The organism is Streptomyces sp. AgN23 (assembly GCF_001598115.1).
GTDB classification, from domain to species: Bacteria; Actinomycetota; Actinomycetes; order Streptomycetales; family Streptomycetaceae; genus Streptomyces; species Streptomyces antimycoticus.
The window spans coordinates 3,107,289-3,131,186 of sequence record NZ_CP007153.1 but is presented as its reverse complement, the minus strand read 5'-3'; the positions used below and the strand labels follow the sequence as shown (position 1 = coordinate 3,131,186).

The window sequence follows — 23,898 nt, the reverse complement described above, 5'->3', positions numbered from 1 at the left end:
TAGCGTGCCGCGGAGCGGGTCAGGCCAGCTCGGCCGCGTAGGGCGGCTCCGCGCCCGCGCGGGAGCAGGTGATCGCGGCGGCGCGGGCGGCGAAGCCCAGCACATCCCGCCAGGCCGCCTCGTCCAGCTTGGCCAGCCCGGGCGCCGACAGCGCCTGGTGCCCCGCCAGCCGGTGCAGCAGCGCGGCGTTCACGGTGTCGCCCGCCCCGATGGTGTCCACGATGTCCACCCGCTCGCCCGGCACCGAGAGCACGGAGCCGTTCTGGCGCCGTACGCTCAGCCCCTCCCCGCCATGGGTGAGCACCACGGCCGCCGGGCCCGCCGCCAGCCACTCGCCCACGGCCGTCTCGACATCGTCCGCGTCCTCCGAGCCGGCCAGCCACCGCGCGTCCTCTATGGACAGCTTCAGCAGGCCGACATGGGGCAGCCAGCCCTGGAAACGGGCCCGGTAGGCGTCGGCGTCGGGGATCAGCCCGGTGCGGATATTGGGGTCCAGCGTGGTGAAGACACCGCTCGCGGCCTCGCGCCGCAGCAGTTCCTCATACGCGCTCGCGCCCGGCTCCAGCACCAGCGAGCAGGTGCCCAGCGACAGCGCGCTCACCCCCTCGGGAAGGGACGGCGGCAGGGTGAAGAGCCGATCCGCGGTGCCCTGCACATAGAAGCCGTATCCGGCCGAGCCATCGGACCCGATGGAGGCGACGGCGAGGGTCGTGGGCTCCTGGCCGCGCTGCACCAGCGCGGTGTCCACGCCGTCCTTCCGCAACCCCTCCAGCAGCGCCTCCCCGAAGCCGTCCGTGGAGACCCGCGAGCAGAACGCGGTGGGCGAGCCGAGCCGCCCCAGCGCCAGCGCGGTGTTGTACGGGCCGCCGCCGCGCGCCGGACGCAGCGCGGGCAGCCGGTCGCCCGCAGCGGCGCTCGACGTGCGCTCGGGCACGAGGTCGATCAGGGCTTCTCCGGCGACGACGATCACGAGAGGGGGTCCTTTCCGGCGAGTCCGGGGGTTCCGGGGAGCGGGCGGTCGAGCGATCGGTCGGGGGCTTCGGCCACACAGCCGCAGGAGGTGCGGTGGACGAAGGCGCAGGGCAGCCGGACGGTGCGCGGCGGCCGCCCCGGGTTCTCCAGCCGGTCGAGCAGCAGCCGGACGGCGGTGGCGCCGACCTCCCGGCTGGGCTGGGAGATCGCGGTGAGCCCGGGGGAGAAGACATCCGCCCAGGAGAAGTCGTCGAAGCAGACGAGGGCGAGATCGTCCGGCACGCTCAGGCCCGCCGTGCGCAGGGCGCGCAGCGCGCCGATGGTCATCGCGTTGTTGGCGGTGATGATCGCGGTGGGCGGCTCGGAGGAGGCCAGCAGCCGGTGGACGGCGTCCTCCGCGCCCCGTGCCTCGGAGTGGCCCTCGGCCAGCAGCCCGGGGCGGAACGGCAGCCCGTGCCGCTCCAGCCCGGCCCGGTAGCCCGCGATCCGCTCGGTGGTGGTGCTCAGCCCCGGCAGCCCCGCGACCAGTCCGATGCGGGTGTGGCCGAGGCCGGCGAGGTGCTGGACCAGCTGTTCGACGGGGCGGGTGTTCTCGGCGCACACCTGATCATGGGCGTCGCCCACCAGCCGGTCGAGGAAGACGGCGGGGATCTTGCGGCCGGCCAGATATTCCAGCAGCCCGGCCGGCTCGGCCGACGGGGCGACGATCACGCCGTCCACCCGCCGTTCGTGGAGCAGCCGGACGACCTTGCGCTCATGCTCGGGATCGTCATGCGGATCGGCGATCAGCAGCCCGTACCCCTGCTCCAGGGCGCTGGACTCGACGCCCTGGAGGATCTCGGTGAAGTACGGATTGCTGATCGCCGAGACGGCGAGCCCGATCGAGCGGGTGCGCGCGGTCACCAGGGAGCGCGCCAGCGTATTGGGGATGTACTCGAGGTCGTCGATGGCGTCCAGCACGGCCTTACGGGTGTCCGGACGGACCGGCCGGGTCTCGTTGAGCACATGCGAGACGGTGGCCACGGACACCCCGGCACGCCGGGCGACGTCGACCATGGTTGCCATCCGCTGCGGTCCTCCGCGTCGAGGGTCGTCGGGCCGGCGGGGCACCGGATTCCTGGGGCCACCGGATTCATGGGGGCCACCGGGCCCTGGGGGCACGTAACGTATCGCATCCACGGTCCGGCGTAAACGTTTGCGCAAGCGTTTACGTCCTCCCCGGGAGGCGGCAGCGAGCGGAGGGGTCTGTGCCGGTATGGTCGGAGGCCCTTCACACCTCCAGGAGCCGTATATGCCCAGCCAGCCCGCGTCCCGCCGAACCGTGCTGTGCTGCGCCGCGCTGGCCGGAGCCGCCGGGCTCGGGGCGGCTGCCTGCTCCCCGGACGGTTCGGGCCGGAAAACATCCTCGACGCCCACCGCCCCCGTCGAACTCGGCTCGGCCGGTGTCGTCCCGGTCGGCGGCGCCAAGATCTACCGCGAGCAGCGGGTGGTGGTCGCCCAGCCCGCCAAGGGCGAGTTCACGGCGTTCAGCGCGGTGTGCACCCACGCCGGATGCGTTGTCGACAGCGTCGAGGACGGCAAGATCAACTGCCCCTGCCACGGCAGCCAGTTCGACGCCCGGACCGGCAAGGTCCTCCAGGGCCCCGCGGAGAAGCCGCTGCCGTCGGTCCCGGTCACCGCCGAGGGCGGACGGCTCGTGGCGGGCCCCGACGCCTGAGCGGAGCGGGACGCCTGGACGGGCTCCGACGCCAGAGCGGAGCCGGACGCCTGGACGGGCCCGGCGCCTGGACGGGCGCCCGGCGCGCGTCCGAGCGGCCGCGGAATCCCCAAATCCACTGGACCTCAGCCGACCACCTCCGGAGGGCCCGGATGTGTCACTCCCCGCAAGTAGGGTGGTGACCATGGCCGACCCGAGCAGCTACCGCCCCAAGCCGGGACAGATCCCCGAGTCGCCGGGGGTCTACAAGTTCCGTGATGAGCACGGCCGGGTGATCTACGTAGGAAAGGCGAAGAGCCTGCGCCCGCGGCTCTCGTCGTACTTCCAGGACCTGGCGAACCTCCACCCGCGCACCCGGACCATGGTCACCACGGCCGCCGCCGTGGAGTGGACCGTGGTCTCCACCGAGGTCGAGGCCCTGCAGCTCGAGTACTCCTGGATCAAGGAGTTCGACCCCCGGTTCAACGTCAAGTACCGCGACGACAAGAGCTACCCCTCCCTCGCCGTGACCCTGAACGAGGAGTTCCCCCGGGTCCAGGTGATGCGCGGCGCCAAGAAGAAGGGCGTGCGTTACTTCGGCCCCTACGGCCACGCCTGGGCCATCCGCGAGACCGTCGACCTGATGCTGCGCGTGTTCCCCGTCCGGACCTGCTCCGCCGGGGTGTTCAAGCGCTCCGCCCAGATCGGCCGCCCCTGTCTGCTCGGCTATATCGGCAAATGCTCGGCCCCCTGTGTCGGCCGTGTCACCGCCGAGGAGCACCGCGAACTCGCCGAGGAGTTCTGCGACTTCATGGCCGGCCGCACCGGCACCTATCTGCGCCGCCTGGAGCAGCGGATGCACGAGGCCGCCGAGGACATGGAGTACGAGAAGGCGGCCCGGCTCCGCGACGACATAGGGGCGCTCAAGCGCGCCATGGAGAAGAACGCGGTGGTTCTCGCCGACGCCACCGACGCCGATCTGATAGCGGTCGCCGAGGACGAGCTGGAGGCCGCCGTCCAGATCTTCCATGTGCGCGGCGGCCGGGTGCGCGGTCAGCGCGGCTGGGTGACCGACAAGGTCGAGGCCGTCGACACCGCCGGGCTGGTCGAGCACGCCCTGCAGCAGCTCTACGGGGAGGAGCGCGGCGACGCCGTCCCCAAGGAGGTCCTGGTGCCCGCCGTGCCGGACCCGGCCGAGCCGGTCACCCAGTGGCTCACCGAGCGCAGGGGCTCCCTGGTCGATCTGCGCATCCCGCAGCGCGGCGACAAGAAGGACCTGATGCAGACCGTCCAGCGCAACGCCCAGCAGGCGCTCGCGCTGCACAAGACCAAGCGCGCCTCCGACCTCACCACGCGCTCCCGGGCGCTGGAGGAGATCGCCGAGGCCCTGGGACTGGACTCCGCCCCGCTGCGCGTCGAGTGCTTCGACATCTCCCATCTGCAGGGAGATGACGTGGTGGCCTCCATGGTGGTTTTCGAGGACGGGCTCCCCCGTAAGAGTGAGTACCGCCGTTTCCAGATCAAGAGCTTCGCCGGGCAGGACGATGTCCGCTCCATGCATGAGGTCGTCAGCCGCCGCTTCCGCCGCTATCTGCTGGAGAAGCAGAAGACGGGGGAGTGGGAGGAGCAGGCCACCGGGGCCGGTGGGGGTCCGGAGGCCACCGTGACTCCGGGAGTCGCCGGGGCCCAGGAATCCGCCGGGGCCACCGAGGACACAGCGACCACCGGCATCACCGCACCCGCGGGGCAGGCGCTCGGCGGTCCCGCCGGGCAGGCCCTCGACAGTCCCTCCGACAGTCCTTCCGAGGGGCCCTCTGGCCCGATCGACGAGGAGGGCAGGCCGAAGCGGTTCGCCTACCCGCCCCAGCTCGTCGTGGTCGACGGTGGAAAGCCGCAGGTGGCCGCAGCCCAGCGGGCCCTGGACGAGCTGGGCGTCGACGATGTCGCCGTCTGCGGCCTCGCCAAGCGGCTCGAGGAGGTGTGGCTGCCGGACGAGGAGGACCCGGTGGTGCTGCCCCGCAGCAGCGAGGGGCTCTACCTCCTCCAGCGGGTCCGCGACGAGGCCCACCGCTTCGCCATCACCTACCAGCGCAGCAAGCGCGCCAAGTCGATGAAGGCCGGGCCGCTGGACACCGTTCCGGGCCTCGGTGACAGCCGTAAGCAGGCCCTGCTGAAGCACTTCGGCTCGGTCAAGCGGCTGCGCGCCGCCACGGTCGAGCAGATCTGCGAGGTCCCGGGCGTCGGTCGTAAGACGGCCGAGACGGTCGCCGCGGCGCTCGCCGGGTCCGCCCCGGCCGCGCCCGCGGTGAACACCGCCACAGGAGAGATCATTGAGGACGAGACCGCCGGTGCGGCGTCCTCGTCGAACGGGGGGACCAGACCATGACCGAGCACGAGAACCATGGAGACGGAGCGCAGGTGAATACGGGCACGTCGGGCGAGCCCGCCGAGGCGGCGGCCATCCCCGAGCTGGTGATCATCTCTGGAATGTCGGGCGCGGGCCGCAGCACCGCCGCCAAATGTCTGGAGGACCTCGGCTGGTTCGTCGTGGACAACCTGCCGCCCGCGCTGATCCCCACCATGGTCGACCTGGGCGCCCGCTCCCAGGGCAATGTGGCCCGGATCGCCGTGGTGGTGGACGTCCGCGGCCGCCGCTTCTTCGACAACCTCCGCGAGTCCCTCGCCGATCTCGCCGCCAAGAGCGTCAAGCGGCGCGTGCTGTTCCTGGAGGCGTCCGACGAGGCCCTGGTGCGCCGCTTCGAGTCGGTGCGCCGCCCGCACCCCCTCCAGGGCGACGGCCGGATCGTGGACGGCATCGCCGCCGAGCGCGATCTGCTGCGCGAGCTGCGCGGCGACGCCGACCTGGTGATCGACACCTCCAGCCTCAACGTGCATGAGCTGCGCGCCAAGATGGACGCCCAGTTCGCGGGCGAGGAGGAGCCCGAGCTGCGGGCCACCGTGATGTCGTTCGGCTACAAGTACGGGCTGCCGGTCGACGCCGATCTGGTGGTGGACTGCCGCTTCCTGCCCAATCCGCACTGGGTCCCCGAGCTGCGCCCCTTCACCGGGCTCAACGAGGAGGTCTCCAGCTACGTCTTCAACCAGCCCGGCGCCAAGGAGTTCCTCGACCGCTACGCGGAGCTGCTCCAGCTCATCGCCGCGGGCTACCGCCGCGAGGGCAAGCGCTATGTGACCATCGCCATCGGCTGCACCGGCGGCAAGCACCGCAGTGTGGCGATGTCCGAGCGGCTCGCCCCGCGGCTGGCCGCCGAGGGAGTGGAGACCGTCATCGTCCACCGGGACATGGGGCGCGAGTGACCATTCGTACCAAGCGGCTGCGACGGCTGGTCGGAACACGGACCAGCCGGAGCGCGCAGCCCAAGGTCGTCGCACTCGGCGGCGGCATGGGCCTGTCCGCGTCGCTCGCCGCACTGCGCCGGATCACCGGCGACCTCACCGCCGTCGTCACCGTGGCCGACGACGGAGGCTCCAGCGGACGGCTCCGCGACGAGCTGGGCGTGCTGCCGCCCGGCGATCTGCGCAAGGCCCTGGCCGCGCTCTGCGGCGACGACGACTGGGGCCAGACCTGGGCGCGGGTCATCCAGCACCGCTTCATCAGCGAGGGCGAGCTGCACGGCCACGCGGTCGGCAATGTGCTGATCGTCGCCCTGTGGGAGCAGCTGGGCGACCATGTGAAGGCGCTCGACCTGGTCGGCAAGCTGCTGGGCGCCCATGGCCGGGTGCTGCCCATGTCGGCCGTCCCCCTGGAGCTCCAGGCGTATGTCCGGGGCCATGACCCGGCGCGCCCGGACGAGGTCTCCACCGTCGCCGGGCAGGCCACCGTGGCGCTGACCCGCGGCGAGGTGCAGTCGGTCCATCTGGTGCCGCACGATCCGCCGGCCGTGCCCGAGGCCGTCGAAGCGGTCATGGACGCCGACTGGGTGGTGCTGGGACCCGGCTCCTGGTTCTCCTCCGTGATCCCGCATCTGCTGGTCCCCGATCTGCTCCAGGCCCTCACCGAGACCAAGGCCCGGCGGGTGCTGTCACTGAACCTCGCCCCTCAGCCGGGAGAAACCGATGGCTTCTCTCCGCAGCGTCATTTGGAGGTTTTGGCCCGACACGCCCCTAAACTCGCCTTCGACGTGGTGCTGGCCGATGAGGCCGCCGTCCCCGACCAGAGCAGTCTGTGCGACGCGGCCAAGCGGCTGGGCGGCACGGTCGAGCTGGCGCCGGTGGCCGCGACCGACGGTGCCCCGAAGCACGACCCGGAGCTTCTGGCGGCCGCGTACGACCGTATTTTTCGGATGCATGGAAGGATCGGCCCATGGCGATGACGGCAGCGGTGAAGGACGAAATCTCCCGGCTCCCCGTCACCCGGACCTGCTGCCGGAAAGCGGAGGTCTCGGCGATCCTGCGGTTCGCGGGCGGGCTGCACCTGGTCAGCGGGCGCATCGTGATCGAGGCGGAGCTGGACACCGGGATCGCGGCCCGCAGGGTGCGCAAGGACATCCTGGAGATCTTCGGCCACTCCTCGGATCTGGTGGTGATGGCCCCCGGCGGGCTGCGCCGCGGCAGCAGGTACGTGGTGCGGGTGGTGGCGGGCGGTGACCAGCTGGCGCGGCAGACCGGCCTGGTCGACGGCCGCGGCCGGCCGATCCGCGGACTGCCGCCGCAGGTCGTCTCCGGCGCCACCTGCGACGCCGAGGCCGCCTGGCGCGGTGCCTTCCTGGCCCATGGCTCGCTCACCGAGCCCGGCCGCTCGTCCTCCCTGGAGGTGACCTGCCCCGGCCCGGAGGCCGCGCTCGCGCTGGTCGGCGCCGCCCGCCGACTGCAGATCGCCGCCAAGGCGCGCGAGGTGCGCGGGGTGGACCGGGTGGTCGTCCGGGACGGTGACGCCATTGGCGCGCTGTTGACGCGGCTGGGGGCACATGAGTCGGTCCTCGCCTGGGAGGAGCGGCGGATGCGGCGCGAGGTGCGGGCGACCGCCAACCGCCTCGCCAACTTCGACGACGCCAATCTGCGCCGCTCGGCCCGTGCCGCCGTCGCCGCCGGGGCCCGGGTGCAGCGCGCCCTGGAGATCCTGGCCGACGAGGTGCCCGAGCACCTCGCCGCGGCCGGCCGGCTGCGCATGGAGCACAAGCAGGCGTCCCTGGAGGAGCTGGGCGCCCTCGCCGACCCGCCGCTGACCAAGGACGCCGTCGCGGGCCGCATTCGCCGGCTGCTGGCCATGGCCGACAAGCGCGCCCAGGACCTGGGCATCCCCGGCACCGAGTCCAGCCTCACCGAGGAGATGGCCGAGGGCATGGTCGGCTGACGGCGCCCCGCGCCCAGGGCCGACTACCCCGAGACCGCGTAGCGGTGCGGTGGCCGCGCTGCCCGCGGGGGACTGGTCGCGGCCTCCGCGCAACCGCCCGCGATGGGGTGTCCGTATGGACCGCCCAGGTGTCCAAGGATCAGATTCCGCTGCTGCTCCGTGTCGGGGCGGATGCTGCTCCGTGCCGGGGCGGACGGCACCGAGCTGGGGCGGCAAGTGCCCGAGAAGGGCACCGGCCCGGTCGAGCTCTACTCACCGGTGAGCAGGCCGGCGCGCTGCGCGGCAAGGGCGTGCGGCTCACCGAGAAGAAGGTCTCCGCACAGACCCACAACCGCCTCAAGGCCGCGGGCGACGGCGTCTTCCGCCCCTATTGCCGCGAGGGCGGGCTGAAGCACCAGATGGCCGAGAACGTGGTCGGCTGACCGTCTTAGGAGGAACGGCACGGATGTCGCGTCTCCGCCCCGGCATCCGCGCACCAGCACTTCGCGCCTTGGAGCACACGAGCGATCAGGGGGCGCGACGTCTCTGGGGTCATGCGCCGGAGCGCCTGCTTCCTGTTCGTGTTGGGGGGGCGTCGCCGCTCTCTGCTGTCTGCCGGGCACGGAACGCCCGGACGGCTGGCGGAGCCGGAGAATGCGAACAACCGCCCTACGGATCACCAGTTGTGGTGATCGATAGGTAACGGCGGGCTTGCGTGCGGAGGTCGTACTACGGTGCGAGGCTATGAAGCTCGTGACGCAGGTGAAGCTGGTGCCGGATGCCGTGCAGGCTCCGGTATTTGAGCGCACCCTGCCCGCGGTCAACGAGGCCGCAAACCGGGTCTCTGCCGTGTCCAGCTTGCCGAACACCGCCAGGGGGAATCCGACCTGGTGTTCCGGTCGTTTGCCGCCGAGCAGTTGACCTATGACACCGAGCCCGCTACGACCATGTGATCATCGAGGCGCGCACCGCGGGCCAGGACGACTGGACCACCCTCCCCGACGCCAACGGCGGCTCCTCGGCCGAGGTGCCCATCGAGTGCCACGCGGGCTTCCTGCTCAATCTGCACCCGTTCGTCAACTTCTCGGCCGTGAACGGACCGAGCTTGTCGACTCAGTCGGCCACACCGATTCGAGTTCTCCCGCGCGGCTGGCGTCCGCGCCGGGAGTCACCTCCACCGCAGGACTGCGGTGCGGGACCGTTGACGGGGCCCCACATGGGGGCGCGCCCAGTGGCATCCGTTCGGTCAGCGCCGTCTGAGCCGCATCCCCGGCAAGCCGGTTCGTGAGTTGCGGGCTGGCGAACGGATGCGAAGAGATTGCCGGACCGCTGCGCGGCCCGACGGCGAAGGATGCGTTATCTCCCGAGCGTGAACGCCCGGGGTTCCTCGCGAGGACAGGCTGAGGCACTATCTGACCCCCGGGCGACGACGGCTGCTCGGCGCAGGGCGGCACCGGAGCCTACGCCGTCGCGGGCGTCACCACCCGGGACACCGTGCTGCTGGGCTTCGGCCTGGAGCATGTCCCGGACGCCGCCCAGAGGGCCCGGCTGGTGGCCGACGCGCTACGTGCGCCGCGTCGTTGACAGCGCGTGACGAATCGTGACTGAATCGGCGGTCCATACCACTTTCCGGTGGTCATGGGCCGCCGATGCCAATGTCACGTACGTCCCGTGATAGCGGTAGGGTCGGAGGCGGTCGGGGACATCCCATATACGTTCGCCGGCGTCCAGACCGGCACACCAACGAGGAGATCGGTTCGTGACGATCCGCGTAGGCATCAACGGCTTTGGCCGCATCGGTCGTAACTACTTCCGCGCGCTCCTTGAGCAGGGCGCGGACATCGAGATCGTCGGTGTCAACGACCTGACCGATAACGCCACCCTGGTGCACCTGTTGAAGTACGACACCATCCTCGGCCGGCTGAAGCACGAGGTCAGCCACACTGAGGACACCATCACGGTGGGCAACCAGACCTTCAAGACGATGGCCGAGCGCGACCCGGCGGCCCTTCCGTGGGGCGAGCTCGGCGCCGACATCGTGGTGGAGTCCACCGGCATCTTCACCAAGCGCGAGGACGCCGCCAAGCACCTCGCCGCCGGCGCCAAGAAGGTCCTGATCTCCGCGCCCGCCAAGGACGAGGACATCACGATCGTGATGGGCGTCAACAACGACAAGTACGACCCGGCGAACCAGCACGTCATCTCCAACGCCTCCTGCACCACCAACTGTGTGGCGCCGATGGCCAAGGTCCTCGACGAGAACTTCGGCATCGTCAAGGGCATGATGACGACGGTCCACGCGTACACCAACGACCAGCGCATCCTGGACTTCCCGCACAAGGACCTGCGTCGCGCCCGCGCGGCGGCGGAGAACATCATTCCGACCTCCACCGGTGCCGCCAAGGCCACCGCGCTGGTCCTCCCGCAGCTCAAGGGCAAGCTGGACGGCATCGCGATGCGCGTCCCGGTTCCGACCGGCTCGGTCACCGACCTCGTCCTGGAGCTCGACCGCGAGGTCACCAAGGACGAGATCAACACCGCCTTCCAGAAGGCCGCCGAGGGTCAGCTCAAGGGCATCCTGGAGTACACCGAGGACCCGATCGTCTCCTCGGACATCGTCAACTGGCCCGCGTCCTGCACCTTCGACTCCTCCCTGACCATGGTCCAGGGCAAGCAGGTCAAGGTCGTCGGCTGGTACGACAACGAGTGGGGCTACTCCAACCGCCTCGTCGACCTGACCGTCTTCGTCGGCGAGCGGCTCTGACCGCTGTCCCGATGAGCCAGGAATGGGGCCCGCTACGACGGCGTCGTAGCGGGCCCCGATCCATGATCAAGGAGTCATCCCTGTGAAGACGATTGACGATCTTCAGGTCGCCGGGCAGCGGGTCTTCGTCCGCGTCGATCTGAACGTCCCGCTCGACGGCGAGACGATCACCGACGACGGCCGGATCCGCGCCGCCGTCCCGACGATCAACAAGCTCCTGGACCGGGGCGCCAAGGTGATCGTCGCCTCCCACCTGGGCCGCCCCAAGGGCGCCCCGGACCCCCAGTACTCGCTCGCCCCCGTCGCCCGGCGGCTCGGTGAACTCCTCGGCAAGCAGGTCGCCTTCGCGGCCGACACCGTGGACGAGAGCGCTCAGGCGACCGTGGCGGCGCTCGGCGACGGCGAGGTCGCGCTGCTGGAGAACCTGCGCTTCAACGCCGGAGAGACCAGTAAGGACGACGCCGAGCGCGGCGCCTTCGCCGACCGGCTCGCCGCCCTCGCCGACCTCTACGTGGGCGACGGCTTCGGCGCGGTCCACCGTAAGCACGCCTCCGTGTACGACCTCCCGGCCCGGCTGCCGCACGCCGCGGGCGAGCTGATCGCCGCCGAACTCTCGGTGCTGAAGAAGCTCACCGAGGACGTCAAGCGGCCCTATGCGGTCGTCCTCGGCGGCGCCAAGGTCTCCGACAAGCTCGGCGTCATCGACCACCTCCTGGAGAAGGCCGACCGCATCCTGATCGGCGGCGGCATGGCCTACACCTTCCTCAAGGCCCAGGGCCATGAGGTCGGCGGCTCGCTGCTGCAGGAGGACCAGGTCCCGGCGGTCCAGGACTATCTGCGCCGGGCCAAGGGGCGCGGGGTGGAGTTCGTGCTCCCGGTCGATGTCACGGCCGCGTCCGAATTCCCGGACCTGAAGACCAAGGCACCCGCGAACCCGCAGGTCATCGCCGCGGACGCGATTCCGGCCGATCTTCAGGGGCTGGACATCGGCCCGGAGACCCGCAAGCTGTACGCCTCGAAGCTGGCCGACGCGGCCACCGTCTTCTGGAACGGCCCGATGGGCGTCTTCGAGCACCCCGATTTCGCCGAGGGCACCCGGGCCGTGGCCCAGGCGCTCCTGGACAGCCCGGCCTTCACCGTGGTCGGTGGCGGCGACTCCGCCGCGGCCGTACGCATCCTGGGCTTCGACGAGAACGCTTTCGGCCACATCTCGACCGGCGGTGGAGCAAGCCTCGAATACCTCGAGGGCAAGACGCTCCCCGGCCTCGCCGCACTGGAGGACTGAACACTGTGAGTGACCGTACGCCGCTGATGGCGGGCAACTGGAAGATGAACCTCAACCACCTCGAGGCCATCGCCCACGTCCAGAAGCTCGCCTTCGCACTCGCCGACAAGGACTACGAGGCCGTGGAGGTCGCGGTGCTGCCGCCCTTCACCGATCTGCGGTCGGTGCAGACCCTGGTCGACGGCGACAAGTTGAAGATCAAGTACGGCGCCCAGGACATCTCCGCGCAGGACTCCGGCGCCTACACCGGCGAGATCTCCGGCCCGATGCTGGCCAAGCTCAAGTGCACCTTCGCCGTCGTCGGGCACTCGGAGCGGCGCCAGTACCACTGCGAGTCCGACGAGCTGTGCAACGCCAAGGTCAAGGCGGCCTTCCGCCATGACCTCACCCCGATCCTGTGCGTCGGCGAGGGCCTGGAGGTCCGTAAGGCGGGCAACCAGGTCGCCCACACCCTCGCGCAGGTGGACGGCGGCCTCAAGGACATCCCCGCCGAGCAGGCCGAGACCATCGTGATCGCCTACGAGCCGGTCTGGGCGATCGGCACCGGCGAGGTCGCGACCCCCGAGGACGCCCAGGAGGTCTGCGGGGCCATCCGCGGCCGGCTGGCCGAGCTCTACGGCCAGGAGGTCGCCGACAAGGTCCGGATCCAGTACGGCGGCTCGGTGAAGTCCGGGAACGTCGCCGCGATCATGGCCCAGCCGGATGTGGACGGCGCCCTGATCGGTGGTGCGGCGCTGGACGCGGACGAATTCGTCAAGATCGTTCGTTTCCGCGACCAGTGAGTAGGCCCTAGCACGCGCGTCGTCGTACCCTGTCGGGGGTCGAGGCGGTGGGAATCGCACCGTCCGGCCCCCGACGTCCGTACAAGCCCGAGAAGGTTGGTCCAGCTGTGATCATGGGGTTTTCGATCGCCCTCATCATCTTCAGCCTGCTGCTGATGATGTTGGTGCTCATGCACAAGGGGAAGGGCGGCGGCCTGTCCGACATGTTCGGTGGCGGCATGCAGTCCTCGGTGGGCGGCTCCTCGGTCGCCGAGCGCAACCTGGACCGCATCACCGTGGTGGTCGGGCTGCTGTGGTTCGTCTGCATCGTTGTGCTCGGGCTGCTGATGAAGCTCGACTGAGGCTCCGGCGGGGCCCGCTCAGGGCCCGGCCGACGCCCGATAACTGACGTACCGTCGTCAGCGGGGTCCATATGCGGCCTATGATGGCATGGCGTTCTCGGGGGCGGGTGTAACTCCTCTCACTGGACGCGCGTTGGGCCTTACGTAGACTGGGGCGCCGGGCGGCGAAGCTGCCAATCGAGGCTTCGCGGCACCATCACGCAGGGAGTTACGACCGTGGCAAGTGGCAACGCGATCCGTGGAAGCCGGGTCGGAGCGGGGCCGATGGGAGAGGCCGAGCGAGGCGAATCGGCGCCCCGCCTGCGCATCTCCTTCTGGTGCTCGAACGGACATGAGACCGTGCCGAGCTTCGCCAGCGATGCGCAGATCCCTGACACGTGGGACTGCCCCCGCTGCGGCTTCCCGGCCGGCAAGGACCGGGACAACCCGCCGGACCCGCCGCGCACCGAGCCGTACAAGACGCATCTGGCGTACGTACGGGAGCGGCGCAGCGACGCCGACGGCGAGGCGATCCTCGCCGAGGCACTCGCCAAGCTCCGGGGCGAGATCTAGACACAGCACGCGGTACGACGGCCCGGCCGGGCACCTCCTGTGAGGGGTGCGCGGCCGGGCCGTTGTCAGTGGTGCGGGCTACGGTCATGGGGTGCTCCATCACCGGGGGGAGCCGTCGGAGCCGTCCCGCCGGGTGGGGCGGATGCGGAGGGGGATGTCATGGCCGCGGTGGACGCCGGTGAGCTGGGCGCCGGAAATCCGGCGGTGCCCGCGTGGCGCGGGGGGTTCGGGCGGCTGTGGGCGGCCGCGGTCGTCTCCCGGTTCGGGGACGCCCTGCGGGGTGCGGCGCTGCCGCTGCTGGCCGTCTCGCTGACCGATTCGCCGGTGCTGGTCTCGCTCGTGACCGCCTGCGGCTTTCTGCCCTGGCTGCTGTTCGGGCTGATCGGCGGGGCCATCGCGGACCGGGTGGACCAGCGGCGGGCGATGTGGGCGGTGGACGGCGCGCGGGCCGTGCTGATGGCGGGGTTCGCCGTCGCGGTCTGGCTGGACCAGGCCACCATCGGGCTGCTGCTCGCCCTCGCCTTCGCCCTGACCACGCTGCAGACCCTGTTCGACAACGCGGCCACGGCGCTGCTGCCCTCGGTGGTCGGGCAGGAGGCGCTGAGCAGGGCCAACGCCCGGCTGATGACCGGGCAGGAGGTCATGGGCCGGTTCGTGGGCGCCCCGCTGGTGCCGGTGCTGCTGGGCCTCGGCGCCGCGATGCCGTTCGCGGCGGACGCGGTCACCTATCTCGCCGCCGCCGTGCTGGTCGCCTCGCTGGGGGTGACGCCCCCTCAGCGGGCCCCGCGCCCGCCGGGCGGATCGCTGCGGCGCGATATCGCCGAGGGCCTGGCCGTGCTGTGGCGGGACCGGACGCTGCGGGCGCTGTGCGCCTCCACCACGCTGTGCAATATCGGCATCGGCGCGCTCATCGCCACCCTGGTGCTGCACATCACCGGCTGGCTGGGCGCTGGGAACACCGGCTATGCGGCCGTCATCACCGTGTACGGCATCGGGAGTGTGATCGGGGGGCTGGTGGCCGCCCGGCTCACCGAGAAGCTGGGCCGCACCCGCGCCCTCGTGGTGTGCGGCACCGCGCAGATCGGTGCCCTGGTCGTCCTGGGGGCGATACGGAGCCTGCCGGTCGCGGTCGCCGCCATGGGCCTCTTCGGCTTCGCGGGGATCGTCTGGAACGTGACCGAGGTGACGATGATGCAGCACAGCAGCCCCGACGGGGCACTGGGGCGGGTGAGTTCGGCCTTCCGCACCCTGTCGATCGCGGGCGCCCCGCTCGGCGCGCTGCTGGGCGGGGTGATGGCCGAGGCGTGGGGGCTCAACACCCCCGCGCTGGGAGCCGCGGCGCTCTTCGTCTGCGGGGTGGCGGCCCTCGTTCCGGGAATGCGGTCCGGCATCAATTAGGTTGGTGGCCACGGGGGCCAGGCACCGACGAGAAGTGGGCTGATGTCCGAGATGACCATGGAAGGCCGCACCAGGCTGGACCAGCTGCCAGAGTGGCACGCGCTGGCCGCACACCGCAAGGATCTGGGCGATGCGCAGCTGCGCGACCTGTTCGAGGGCGACCCGGAGCGCGGGCGCCGCCTCACCCTTCAGGTCGGCGATCTCCACGTCGACTACTCCAAGCACCTGGTGACCGACGAGACCCTGCGGCTGCTGCGCGAGCTGGCGCGGGCCACCAAGGTGGCCGAGCTGCGGGACGCCATGTTCCGCGGCCAGCGGATCAACACCACCGAGGACCGCGCGGTGCTGCATATCGCGCTGCGCGCACCGCGCTCCGCGGAGATCAAGCTGGGCGGCGAGGATGTCGTCGGCGAAGTGCACGCCGTGCTCGCCAAGATGGCCGTCTTCGCCGACCGCGTCAGGTCCGGCGACTGGACCGGCCACACCGGCAAGCGGATCAAGAACGTGGTCAACGTCGGCATCGGCGGCTCCGATCTGGGCCCGAAGATGGCGTACGAGGTGCTGCGGGCCTATTCCGACCGATCGATGACATTCCGGTTCGTCTCCAATGTGGACGGCGCGGATATGCATGAGGCGGTGCGCGACCTGGACCCGGCCGAGACGCTGTTCATCGTCGCCTCCAAGACCTTCACCACCATCGAGACCATTACCAACGCCCTCTCCGCCCGCGACTGGCTGCTGACCGGACTGCGGGCCGGTGAGGAGGCCGTCGCCAAGCACTTCGTGGCGGTCTCGACCAATGCCGAGAAGGTCGCCGAGTTCGGCATCGACACCGACAACATGTTCGGGTTCTGGGACTGGGTCGGCGGGCGCTATTCCTATGACTCGGCCATCGGCCTCTCCCTGATGGTCGCCATCGGTCCGGACTGTTTCCGCGAGATGCTGGCCGGCTTCCACCTGGTCGACGAGCACTTCGCCACCGCCCCGCCGGAGGAGAACGTCCCTCTGCTGATGGGCCTGTTGGGCATCTGGTACGACAATTTCCATGACGCCCAGGCGCATGCCGTCCTGCCGTACAGCCACTATCTGTCGAAGTTCACCGATTACCTGCAGCAGCTGGACATGGAGTCCAACGGCAAGTCCGTGGACCGGGACGGCAAACGCGTCGGCTGGCAGACCGGCCCGATCGTCTGGGGCACCCCCGGCACCAATGGCCAGCACGCCTACTACCAGCTGCTCCACCAGGGCACCAAGCTGGTCCCGGCCGATCTGATCGGCTTCGCCCGGCCGATGAAGGGCATGCCGCCCGGGCTGGAGTCCCACCACGACCTGCTGATGGCCAACCTCTTCGCCCAGGGCCAGGCGCTGGCCTTCGGCAAGACCTCCGAGGAGGTCGCCGCCGAGGGAGTGGCCGAGGAACTGGTGCCGCACAAGACCTTCGCCGGCAACCGCCCCACCACCACCATCCTCGCCTCCGAGCTGACCCCGTCGGTACTGGGCCAGCTGGTCGCCCTCTATGAGCACAAGGTCTTCGTCCAGGGCGCCGTCTGGAACATCGACTCCTTCGACCAGTGGGGAGTGGAGCTGGGCAAGGTGCTCGCCAAGCGCGTCGAGCCCGCTCTGACCGAGGGCGCCGAGGTGCCGGGTCTGGACACCTCCACCGAGCATCTGGTCGCCACCTACCGCTCGCTGCGCGGCCGCTGAGGCCCCGGGCACGGAAGAGCACGGAGAGTACGAAGAAGTAGGGGGAACGCGACGATCCCCCGGGCGCCCGAGGCGCGCGGGGGATCGTGTGCGATACGAGCAGGGATTACGGCGACGCCGGAGGATACAGCTCGCGCGGCAGCCCCGCCGCCGCGGCCCGGTCCAGCAGCCACAGCGTGCGTCTGCGGCCGTACGCACCCGCCGCCGGCGCCTGCAGCTCCCCGGCACCCGACAGGGCTATCGTGACCGCCCTCGCCTTGTCCTCACCGGCCGCCAGCAGCCACACCTCCCGTGCCGCGCGGATCGCGGGCAGGGTCAGCGAGGTCCGTACGGGCGGCGGTTTGGGCGCGCCGCGCACCCCGACCACCATCCGCTCGGTCTCCCGGACGGCGGGCAGCTCGGGGAAGAGCGAGGCCACATGGGTGTCCGGGCCGACGCCCAGCAGAGCCACGTCGAACGACGGCACCGCGCCGTGGTTCTCCGGCCGCGCGGCCCGGGCCAGCTCGGCGGCGTACGCCTCGGCAGCCGCGTCCACGTCGCCACCGTTCACCCCGTCGGACGCGGGCATCGCGTGCACCCGCGCCGGGTCCAGCTCCACCGTGTCCAGCAGCGCCTCGCGGGCCTGGGTGACATTGCGGTCGGCGTGGCCCTCCGGCAGGAATCGCTCATCGCCCCACCACAGGTCCAGCCGCGACCAGTCGACCGCGTCGCGCGCCGGGGAGGCGGCGAGCGCGGCCAGCAGGCCGTTGCCGTTGCGCCCGCCGGTCAGGACGACCGAGGCGGAGCCACGGGCTGCCTGGGCGTCCACGATCTTCGTGATCAGCCGGGCCGCCGCGGCCTGGGCCATCAGCTCCTTGTCGCGGTGGACGACCACCTGGGGTGCGGTCACTTGTCCGCCTTCCCGTCCGCCTTCCGCTCCTGGGCCTTCGCCGGGGGGTGAGGCTTGGGAGCCGGCGGCTGTGCCGGTGCCTGCGGCGGGTTCTTCGGCGAGCCGGGGGCGTGCTCCGGCGGCGCCTCCGGGTCCCGGGTCGGCAGCGTCGGCCGGTCCGGCCCCGGTGCCAGCTGAGCCGCCGGGTCGGCCTTGGCGTCCCGCTCCAGCGTGCCCACACCGCCCTTGCCCAGCTTGTTCACGCCGAACTTCACCGACGAGGCGTAGATCTCGTCGGGGTCCAGCCGGCGCAGCTCCTCGGCGATCAGCTCAGAGACCTCACGCCGCTGCAGCGCCACATGCCGGTCGGGCTGGCCCGGCATCGCCAGCTCGGCCAGCGAGCCGTTCGCCCGGTCCAGGCAGATCACGCCGTCGGCCGTCTCCAGCCGCACCGCGGTGAGCCCGGGGCCCTCCGAGATCTGCCGGTTCACCGGCACCCCCAGCCGCTCGGCGAGCCACAGCGCGAGCAGCTCGCTGCTCGGGTTGTACGCCTCGCCCTCGACGATCGCGGAGGTGATCGGGGAGTGCCGCTGGTCCAGCGCGGCGGCCAGGACGCTGCGCCACGGGGTGATCCGGGTCCAGGCCAGATCGGTGTCGCCCGGGGTGTAGGTCGCGGCCCGCAGCCCGAGGGCCGCGACCGGGTCCTCGGTGGCCTGGGCGTCGGTGATCCGGCGCTGGGCCAGCTGTCCGAGCAGGTCCTCGCTGGGGTGCTCAGGGGCGTCCTCCGGCCACCACACCACCACCGGGGCGTCCGGCAGCAGCAGGGGCAGGACCACCGAGTAGGCATGGTTGGCGAGTTCGCCGTGCAGCCGCAGCAGCACCGTCTCGCCGGTACCGGTCTCGCCGCCGACCCGCACCTCGGCGTCCATCCGGGCCATCTTGCGGTCGCGCGGCGACCGGCCCGGACGCTTGATGACGACCAGGATGCGCGAGGGGTGTTCCTTGGACGCCTCGCTCGCCGCCCTCAGCGCGTCGTAGTGATTGCCCTCGTCGGTGACGATGACGAGGGTCAGCACCATGCCCACGGCCGGCGTGCCGGTGGACCGGCGCGCCTGGATCAGAGCGGAGTTGATCCGGCTGGACGTGGTGTCCGTGAGATCGATGTTCATGGCCGCCGCCAGCTCCGTCCGTCTCGTGCGAGCATCTCGTCCGCGGCTTTCGGCCCCCAGGTCCCCGACGTGTACTGTTCGGGCCTGCCGTGCTTCTCCCAGTACTCCTCGATCGGGTCGAGGATCCGCCAGGACTGCTCGACCTCCTCATGGCGGGGGAAGAGATTCGCCTCGCCCAGCAGGACATCGAGCAGCAGCCGCTCGTACGCCTCGGGGCTGGACTCGGTGAAGGACTCGCCGTACTGGAAGTCCATCGTCACGTCCCGGATCTCCATGGAGGTGCCGGGCACCTTGGAGCCGAACCGGATGGTGACGCCCTCGTCCGGCTGCACCCGGATGACCAGGGCGTTCTGCCCGAGCTCCTGGGTGTCGGTGGCGTCGAAGGGGGAGTGCGGGGCGCGCTGGAAGACCACCGCGATCTCGGTGACCCGCCGCCCCAGCCGCTTGCCGGCGCGCAGGTAGAAGGGGACACCCGCCCAGCGGCGGTTGTCGATCTCCAGCTTGATCGCGGCGTAGGTGTCGGTCTTCGAGTGGGGGTCGATGCCCTCCTCCTCGAGATAGCCGTGCACCTCCTGGCCGCCCTGCCAGCCGGGGGCGTACTGCCCGCGGACCGTGTGCTTGCCCAGCTCCTTGGGCAGCTTGACCGCCCGCAGCGCCTTCAGCTTCTCGGTGACCAGGGAGGACGCCCCGAAGGAGGCGGGCTCCTCCATGGCGGTCAGCGCGAGGAGCTGCAGCAGGTGGTTCTGGATGACGTCACGGGCCGCGCCGATGCCGTCGTAGTAGCCCGCGCGCCCGCCGATGCCGATGTCCTCGGCCATGGTGATCTGCACATGGTCCACGTACGACCGGTTCCAGATCGGCTCGAACATCGTGTTGGCGAAGCGCAGCGCCATGATGTTCTGGACCGTTTCCTTGCCCAGGTAGTGGTCGATGCGGAAGACATCACCGGGCCGGAAGACCTCATGGACGACCTGGTTGAGCTCCTGGGCGCTCTTCAGGTCGTGGCCGAAGGGCTTCTCGATGACCGCGCGCCGCCAGGAGTCGCCCTGGCCCTGCGACAGCCCGTGCTTCTTGAGCTGCTGGACGACGGTGGGGAAGAACTTCGGCGGGACCGACAGATAGAAGGCGAAGTTTCCGCCGGTGCCGCGCGCCTTGTCGAGCTCCTCTATGGTCGCCCGCAGGGTCGTGAACGCCTCGTCGTCGGAGAACGCGCCGGGCACGAAGCGGAACCCCTCGGCCAGCTGCTGCCAGACCTCCTCGCGGAACGGGGTCCGCGCGTACTCCTTGACCGCGTCGTGCACGACCTGGGAGAAGTCCTCGTCCTCCCAGTCGCGGCGGGCGAAGCCGACCAGCGAGAAGCCCGGCGGCAGCAGCCCGCGGTTGGCCAGGTCGTAGATGGCCGGCATCAGCTTCTTACGGGACAGGTCGCCCGTGACGCCGAAGATCACGAGGCCGGACGGCCCCGCGATGCGCGGGAGCCGTCGGTCTCGTGGGTCACGCAGCGGATTGCTGCTGGTCACGGTTTCACGCCTCCGAGGGTGCGAGGCGCTTGAGCTCCGCCTCGGTGGACTTCAGCAGGTCGTTCCAGGAGGACTCGAACTTCTCGACGCCCTCGTCCTCCAGGACCTGGACGACGTCGTCGTAGGAGATCCCGATCCCGGCCAGCGCGTCGATGTCGGCCTTGGCCTGCTCGTAGGTGCCGCGCACGGTGTCGCCGCTGATCTCGCCGTGGTCGGCGACCGCCTCCAAGGTGGCCTCCGGCATGGTGTTGACGGTGCCGGGGGCGACCAGGTCCGCGACGTACATGGTGTCCTTGTACGCCGGGTCCTTGACGCCGGTCGAGGCCCACAGCGGACGCTGCTTGTTGGCGTTCGCCCGGTCCAGGGCGGCCCAGCGGTCGGAGCTGAAGACCTCCTCGTACGCCTGGTACGCGAGGCGGGCGTTGGCGACGGCGGCCTTGCCGCGCAGCGCCTTGGCCTCATCGGTGCCGAGCTTGTCGATGCGCTTGTCGATCTCGGTGTCCACGCGGGAGACGAAGAAGGACGCCACCGAGTGGATCTTCTGCAGGTCCAGGCCCGCGGCCTTGGCCTTCTCCAGACCGGCCAGGAAGGCGTCCATGACCGCGCGGTACCGCTCCAGGGAGAAGATCAGCGTGACATTGACGCTGATGCCCAGGCCGATCACCTCGGTGATCGCGGGCAGCCCCGCCTCGGTCGCCGGGATCTTGATGAAGGTGTTGGGCCGGTCCACCAGCCAGGCCAGCTGCTTGGCCTCGGCGATGGTGGCGGCCGTGTTGTGGGCCAGGCGCGGGTCGACCTCGATGGAGACCCGGCCGTCCTGGCCGCCCGTCGCGTCGTAGACCGGCCGGAGGATGTCGGCCGCGTCGCGGACGTCCGCCGTGGTGATCATGCGGACGGCTTCCTCGACGGTGAGCCTGCGGACCGCGAGGTCGGCCACCTGCTGCTGGTAGCCCTCACCGCTGGAGATCGCCTTCTGGAAGATCGACGGGTTGGTGGTGACGCCTACGACATGCTGCTGGTCGATCAGCTCGGCCAGGTTGCCGGAGGTGATCCTCTGGCGGGAGAGGTCGTCGAGCCAGATCGCGACGCCTTCGTCGGCCAGCCGCTTCAGTGCGTCTGTCATGGGGTGTGTTCTCCTACTCGTCGCTACTAAGTCGTCTGCGGGGTGTCAGCGCCCTGCGGCGTCGAGAGATTCGCGGGCGGCGGTCACCACGGCCTCGGCGGTGAGGCCGAACTCCCGGAAGAGCACCTTGTAATCGGCGGAGGCGCCGAAGTGCTCCAGCGAGACGATGCGGCCGGCATCGCCGACGTAGCGGTGCCAGGTCAGGCCGATACCCGCCTCGACGGCCACGCGGGCCTTGACGGACGGCGGCAGCACTGTCTCCCGGTACCCCCTGTCCTGCTCCTCGAACCACTCGACCGAGGGCATTGACACGACGCGGGTCGGAACCCCGGCGGCCTGGAGCTGCTCACGCGCCTCCACGGCGAGCTGCACCTCCGAACCGGTGCCGATGAGGATGACCTGCGGCTCGCCGCCCTCCGCCTCGAAGAGGACGTAACCGCCCTTGGCGGCGTCCTCGCTGGCCTCGTAGGTCGGCACGTTCTGCCGGGTCAGCGCGATGCCGTGCGGAGCCGGGTTTTCGCTGTGGCGGCGGGTGATCTCGCGCCAGGCGATGGCCGTCTCGTTGGCGTCGGCCGGGCGGACCACGTTCAGGCCCGGGATGGCGCGCAGCACCGAGAGGTGCTCCACCGGCTGGTGGGTCGGGCCGTCCTCGCCGAGGCCGATGGAGTCGTGCGTCCACACGTAGGTGACCGGCAGCTTCATCAGCGCGGCGAGCCGGACGGCCGGGCGCATGTAGTCGGAGAAGACCAGGAAGGTGCCGCCGTAGACACGGGTGTTGCCGTGCAGCGCGATGCCGTTCATGGTCGAGCCCATGGCGTGCTCGCGGATGCCGAAGTGCACGGTGCGGCCGTACGGGTCGGCCTCCGGCAGCGGGTTGCCCTTCGGGAGGAAGGACGAGGACGCGTCGATCGTGGTGTTGTTCGAGCCCGCGAGGTCGGCGGAGCCGCCCCACAGCTCGGGCAGCACCCCGCCGAGCGCCTTGAGCACCTGGCCGGACGCCTTACGGGTGGCGACGTCCTTGCCCGGCTCGAAGACCGGCAGCACGGACTCCCAGCCCTCGGGCAGCTCGCCCGCGGTGATCCGGTCGAAGAGGGCGGCCCGCTCGGGGTTGGCGTTCCGCCACTCCTGGACCTTCTTGTCCCAGGCGGCGTGCGCCTCGCGGCCGCGGTCGACCAGGGCGCGGGTGTGGTTGATGACGTCCGTCTCGACCGCGAAGTGCTGCTCGGGGTCGAAGCCGAGGACGCGCTTGGTGGCGGCGACCTCGTCGGCGCCGAGCGCCGAGCCGTGCGACGCCTCGGTGTTCTGCGCGTTCGGCGCGGGCCAGGCGATGATCGTGCGGGCCGCGATGATCGAGGGGCGCTCGGTCTCGGCCTGCGCCGCCTTGAGCGCCGCGTACAGCGCGTGGATGTCGAAGTCGCCGCTCTCGGCCTGCTCGATGCGCTGGACGTGCCAGCCGTACGCCTCGTAGCGCTTCAGCACGTCCTCGGAGAGCGCGGTCGCGGTGTCGCCCTCGATCGAGATGTGGTTGTCGTCGTACAGGGCGACGATGTTGCCCAGCTTCTGGTGGCCGGCCAGCGAGGACGCCTCGGCGGAGATGCCCTCCTCCAGGTCGCCGTCGGAGACGATCGCCCAGATGGTGTGGTCGAACGGAGAGGCGCCCTCGGGCGCCTCCGGGTCGAACAGGCCACGCTCGTAGCGGGCGGCCATCGCCATGCCCACCGCGTTGGCGATGCCCTGGCCCAGGGGGCCGGTGGTGGTCTCGACACCAGTGGTGTGGCCGTGCTCCGGGTGGCCCGGGGTCTTGCTGCCCCAGGTGCGGAACGACCGCAGATCATCGAGCTCCAGCCCGAAGCCCGCCAGGTACAACTGGACGTAGAGGGTCAGGCTGGTGTGCCCCGGAGACAGCACGAAGCGGTCGCGGCCCGTCCAGTCCGCGTCGGAGGGGTCGTGCCGCATCAGCTTCTGGAAGAGCAGGTAGGCGGCGGGTGCGAGGCTCATGGCCGTGCCAGGGTGGCCGTTACCGACCTTCTGTACGGAGTCCATGGCCAGGACCCGGGCCGTGTCGACGGCCTGCCGGTCCAGATCGGTCCACTCGAGGTCTGTGGTAGTCGGCTTGGTGCTCACCCTGAGTCAGGGCTCCTCTCCACAATGTCGATATCCGGTGACCGTATGTACACCGGCGATGTCGAGCCTACCCCTGGAACAACGGTCATCTTTTCGAGTTCCACTCAACGGGATAAGGAACGAATTCCGAGGTGGCCGCATTCCCTCCGGGGCCCGTCGGGATGGCGTCCCGAGCCCTACGGAAGGGGCCGCTCCGGGGCGTGCCCGGCCCGTCGTCCACCGGGCGTGGCCGCCTTACGGCCGCCTCGCGGGCGTCTCGCGGTGCCCCCTCAACACGAGGGACCCCGGCGGCGGGCGGCGTATCCGC

At 70.8% G+C, this 23,898-nt stretch carries 21 protein-coding genes; 14 read left to right on the top strand and 7 right to left on the bottom strand.

Features of this window, described 5'->3' with window-relative positions; genetic code table 11:
- Positions 1-19 precede the first annotated feature (19 nt).
- The gene (locus tag AS97_RS13710; RefSeq protein WP_086707379.1) at positions 20-970 is read right to left on the bottom strand and encodes a carbohydrate kinase; all 951 of its coding nucleotides are present in this window, start codon (positions 968-970) and stop codon (positions 20-22) included.
- Positions 967-2,037 carry a LacI family DNA-binding transcriptional regulator gene (locus AS97_RS13705; protein ID WP_125756964.1) on the bottom strand — a complete coding sequence of 357 codons (1,071 nt, stop codon included), beginning with the start codon at positions 2,035-2,037 and terminating at the stop codon, positions 967-969. Before AS97_RS13705 ends, AS97_RS13710 begins: the two co-directional genes overlap by 4 nt.
- A gap of 226 nt (positions 2,038-2,263) precedes the next feature.
- Between AS97_RS13705 and AS97_RS13700 the strand changes: the two genes are divergently transcribed.
- From AS97_RS13700 to pgi, 14 genes are all read left to right on the top strand, one after another.
- A complete protein-coding gene (locus AS97_RS13700; protein WP_086707374.1) occupies positions 2,264-2,689 on the top strand; it encodes a Rieske (2Fe-2S) protein in 426 nt (141 codons plus the stop codon).
- Positions 2,690-2,873: 184 nt separating this feature from the next.
- The gene (gene uvrC, locus AS97_RS13695) at positions 2,874-5,054 is read left to right on the top strand and encodes an excinuclease ABC subunit UvrC (RefSeq protein ID WP_125756966.1); all 2,181 of its coding nucleotides are present in this window, start codon (positions 2,874-2,876) and stop codon (positions 5,052-5,054) included.
- Positions 5,051-5,986, top strand: a complete 936-nt coding sequence (gene rapZ / locus AS97_RS13690) for an RNase adapter RapZ (protein WP_059144931.1) — start codon at positions 5,051-5,053, stop codon at positions 5,984-5,986. The genes uvrC and rapZ overlap by 4 nt, the downstream gene beginning before the upstream one ends.
- Positions 5,983-7,002, top strand: a complete 1,020-nt coding sequence (gene yvcK / locus AS97_RS13685; RefSeq protein WP_059144930.1) for a uridine diphosphate-N-acetylglucosamine-binding protein YvcK — start codon at positions 5,983-5,985, stop codon at positions 7,000-7,002. Before rapZ ends, yvcK begins: the two co-directional genes overlap by 4 nt.
- Positions 6,993-7,982, top strand: coding sequence for a DNA-binding protein WhiA (gene whiA / locus AS97_RS13680; RefSeq protein WP_059144929.1), 990 nt, complete (start codon positions 6,993-6,995; stop codon positions 7,980-7,982). Before yvcK ends, whiA begins: the two co-directional genes overlap by 10 nt.
- A 128-nt stretch (positions 7,983-8,110) precedes the next feature.
- Positions 8,111-8,404, top strand: coding sequence for a hypothetical protein (locus AS97_RS13675; protein WP_156107531.1), 294 nt, complete (start codon positions 8,111-8,113; stop codon positions 8,402-8,404).
- Between the two features lie 301 nt (positions 8,405-8,705).
- The gene (locus AS97_RS13670) at positions 8,706-8,882 is read left to right on the top strand and encodes a hypothetical protein (protein ID WP_185929774.1); all 177 of its coding nucleotides are present in this window, start codon (positions 8,706-8,708) and stop codon (positions 8,880-8,882) included.
- Between the two features lie 838 nt (positions 8,883-9,720).
- Positions 9,721-10,725, top strand: coding sequence for a type I glyceraldehyde-3-phosphate dehydrogenase (gene gap, locus AS97_RS13665; protein ID WP_059144928.1), 1,005 nt, complete (start codon positions 9,721-9,723; stop codon positions 10,723-10,725).
- Positions 10,726-10,807: 82 nt separating this feature from the next.
- Complete coding sequence (locus AS97_RS13660) at positions 10,808-12,010, top strand: phosphoglycerate kinase (RefSeq protein WP_125756970.1); 1,203 nt, start codon at positions 10,808-10,810, stop codon at positions 12,008-12,010.
- 5 nt (positions 12,011-12,015) lie between these two features.
- Positions 12,016-12,792 carry a triose-phosphate isomerase gene (gene tpiA, locus AS97_RS13655; protein WP_059144926.1) on the top strand — a complete coding sequence of 259 codons (777 nt, stop codon included), beginning with the start codon at positions 12,016-12,018 and terminating at the stop codon, positions 12,790-12,792.
- A 113-nt stretch (positions 12,793-12,905) separates the two neighbouring features.
- Positions 12,906-13,133 carry a preprotein translocase subunit SecG gene (gene secG / locus AS97_RS13650; protein ID WP_014059875.1) on the top strand — a complete coding sequence of 76 codons (228 nt, stop codon included), beginning with the start codon at positions 12,906-12,908 and terminating at the stop codon, positions 13,131-13,133.
- Positions 13,134-13,349: 216 nt separating this feature from the next.
- On the top strand, positions 13,350-13,685 hold the full coding sequence (locus tag AS97_RS13645) for an RNA polymerase-binding protein RbpA (protein WP_009718803.1): 336 nt from the start codon (positions 13,350-13,352) through the stop codon (positions 13,683-13,685).
- Between the two features lie 159 nt (positions 13,686-13,844).
- Complete coding sequence (locus AS97_RS13640; RefSeq protein ID WP_125756972.1) at positions 13,845-15,083, top strand: MFS transporter; 1,239 nt, start codon at positions 13,845-13,847, stop codon at positions 15,081-15,083.
- A 51-nt stretch (positions 15,084-15,134) separates the two neighbouring features.
- On the top strand, positions 15,135-16,787 hold the full coding sequence (gene pgi, locus AS97_RS13635; RefSeq protein WP_210567210.1) for a glucose-6-phosphate isomerase: 1,653 nt from the start codon (positions 15,135-15,137) through the stop codon (positions 16,785-16,787).
- A 106-nt stretch (positions 16,788-16,893) separates the two neighbouring features.
- Here the strand turns inward: pgi and pgl are convergent, their stop codons facing one another.
- Genes pgl through tkt form a run of 5 tightly spaced genes read right to left on the bottom strand, consistent with a single transcriptional unit; the run spans position 16,894 to position 23,591 of the window.
- Complete coding sequence (gene pgl / locus AS97_RS13630; protein WP_210564962.1) at positions 16,894-17,676, bottom strand: 6-phosphogluconolactonase; 783 nt, start codon at positions 17,674-17,676, stop codon at positions 16,894-16,896.
- Positions 17,673-18,824, bottom strand: coding sequence for a glucose-6-phosphate dehydrogenase assembly protein OpcA (gene opcA / locus AS97_RS13625; RefSeq protein WP_063804893.1), 1,152 nt, complete (start codon positions 18,822-18,824; stop codon positions 17,673-17,675). The genes pgl and opcA overlap by 4 nt, the downstream gene beginning before the upstream one ends.
- A complete protein-coding gene (gene zwf, locus AS97_RS13620; RefSeq protein WP_078640811.1) occupies positions 18,821-20,344 on the bottom strand; it encodes a glucose-6-phosphate dehydrogenase in 1,524 nt (507 codons plus the stop codon). Before zwf ends, opcA begins: the two co-directional genes overlap by 4 nt.
- A gap of 4 nt (positions 20,345-20,348) precedes the next feature.
- Positions 20,349-21,467: a transaldolase gene (gene tal, locus AS97_RS13615; RefSeq protein ID WP_059144922.1), complete on the bottom strand. Its 1,119-nt coding sequence runs from the start codon at positions 21,465-21,467 to the stop codon at positions 20,349-20,351.
- A gap of 45 nt (positions 21,468-21,512) precedes the next feature.
- Positions 21,513-23,591 (bottom strand): transketolase, encoded by a 2,079-nt coding sequence (gene tkt / locus AS97_RS13610; RefSeq protein ID WP_059144921.1) that lies wholly within the window; start codon positions 23,589-23,591, stop codon positions 21,513-21,515.
- Positions 23,592-23,898: the final 307 nt, after the last annotated feature.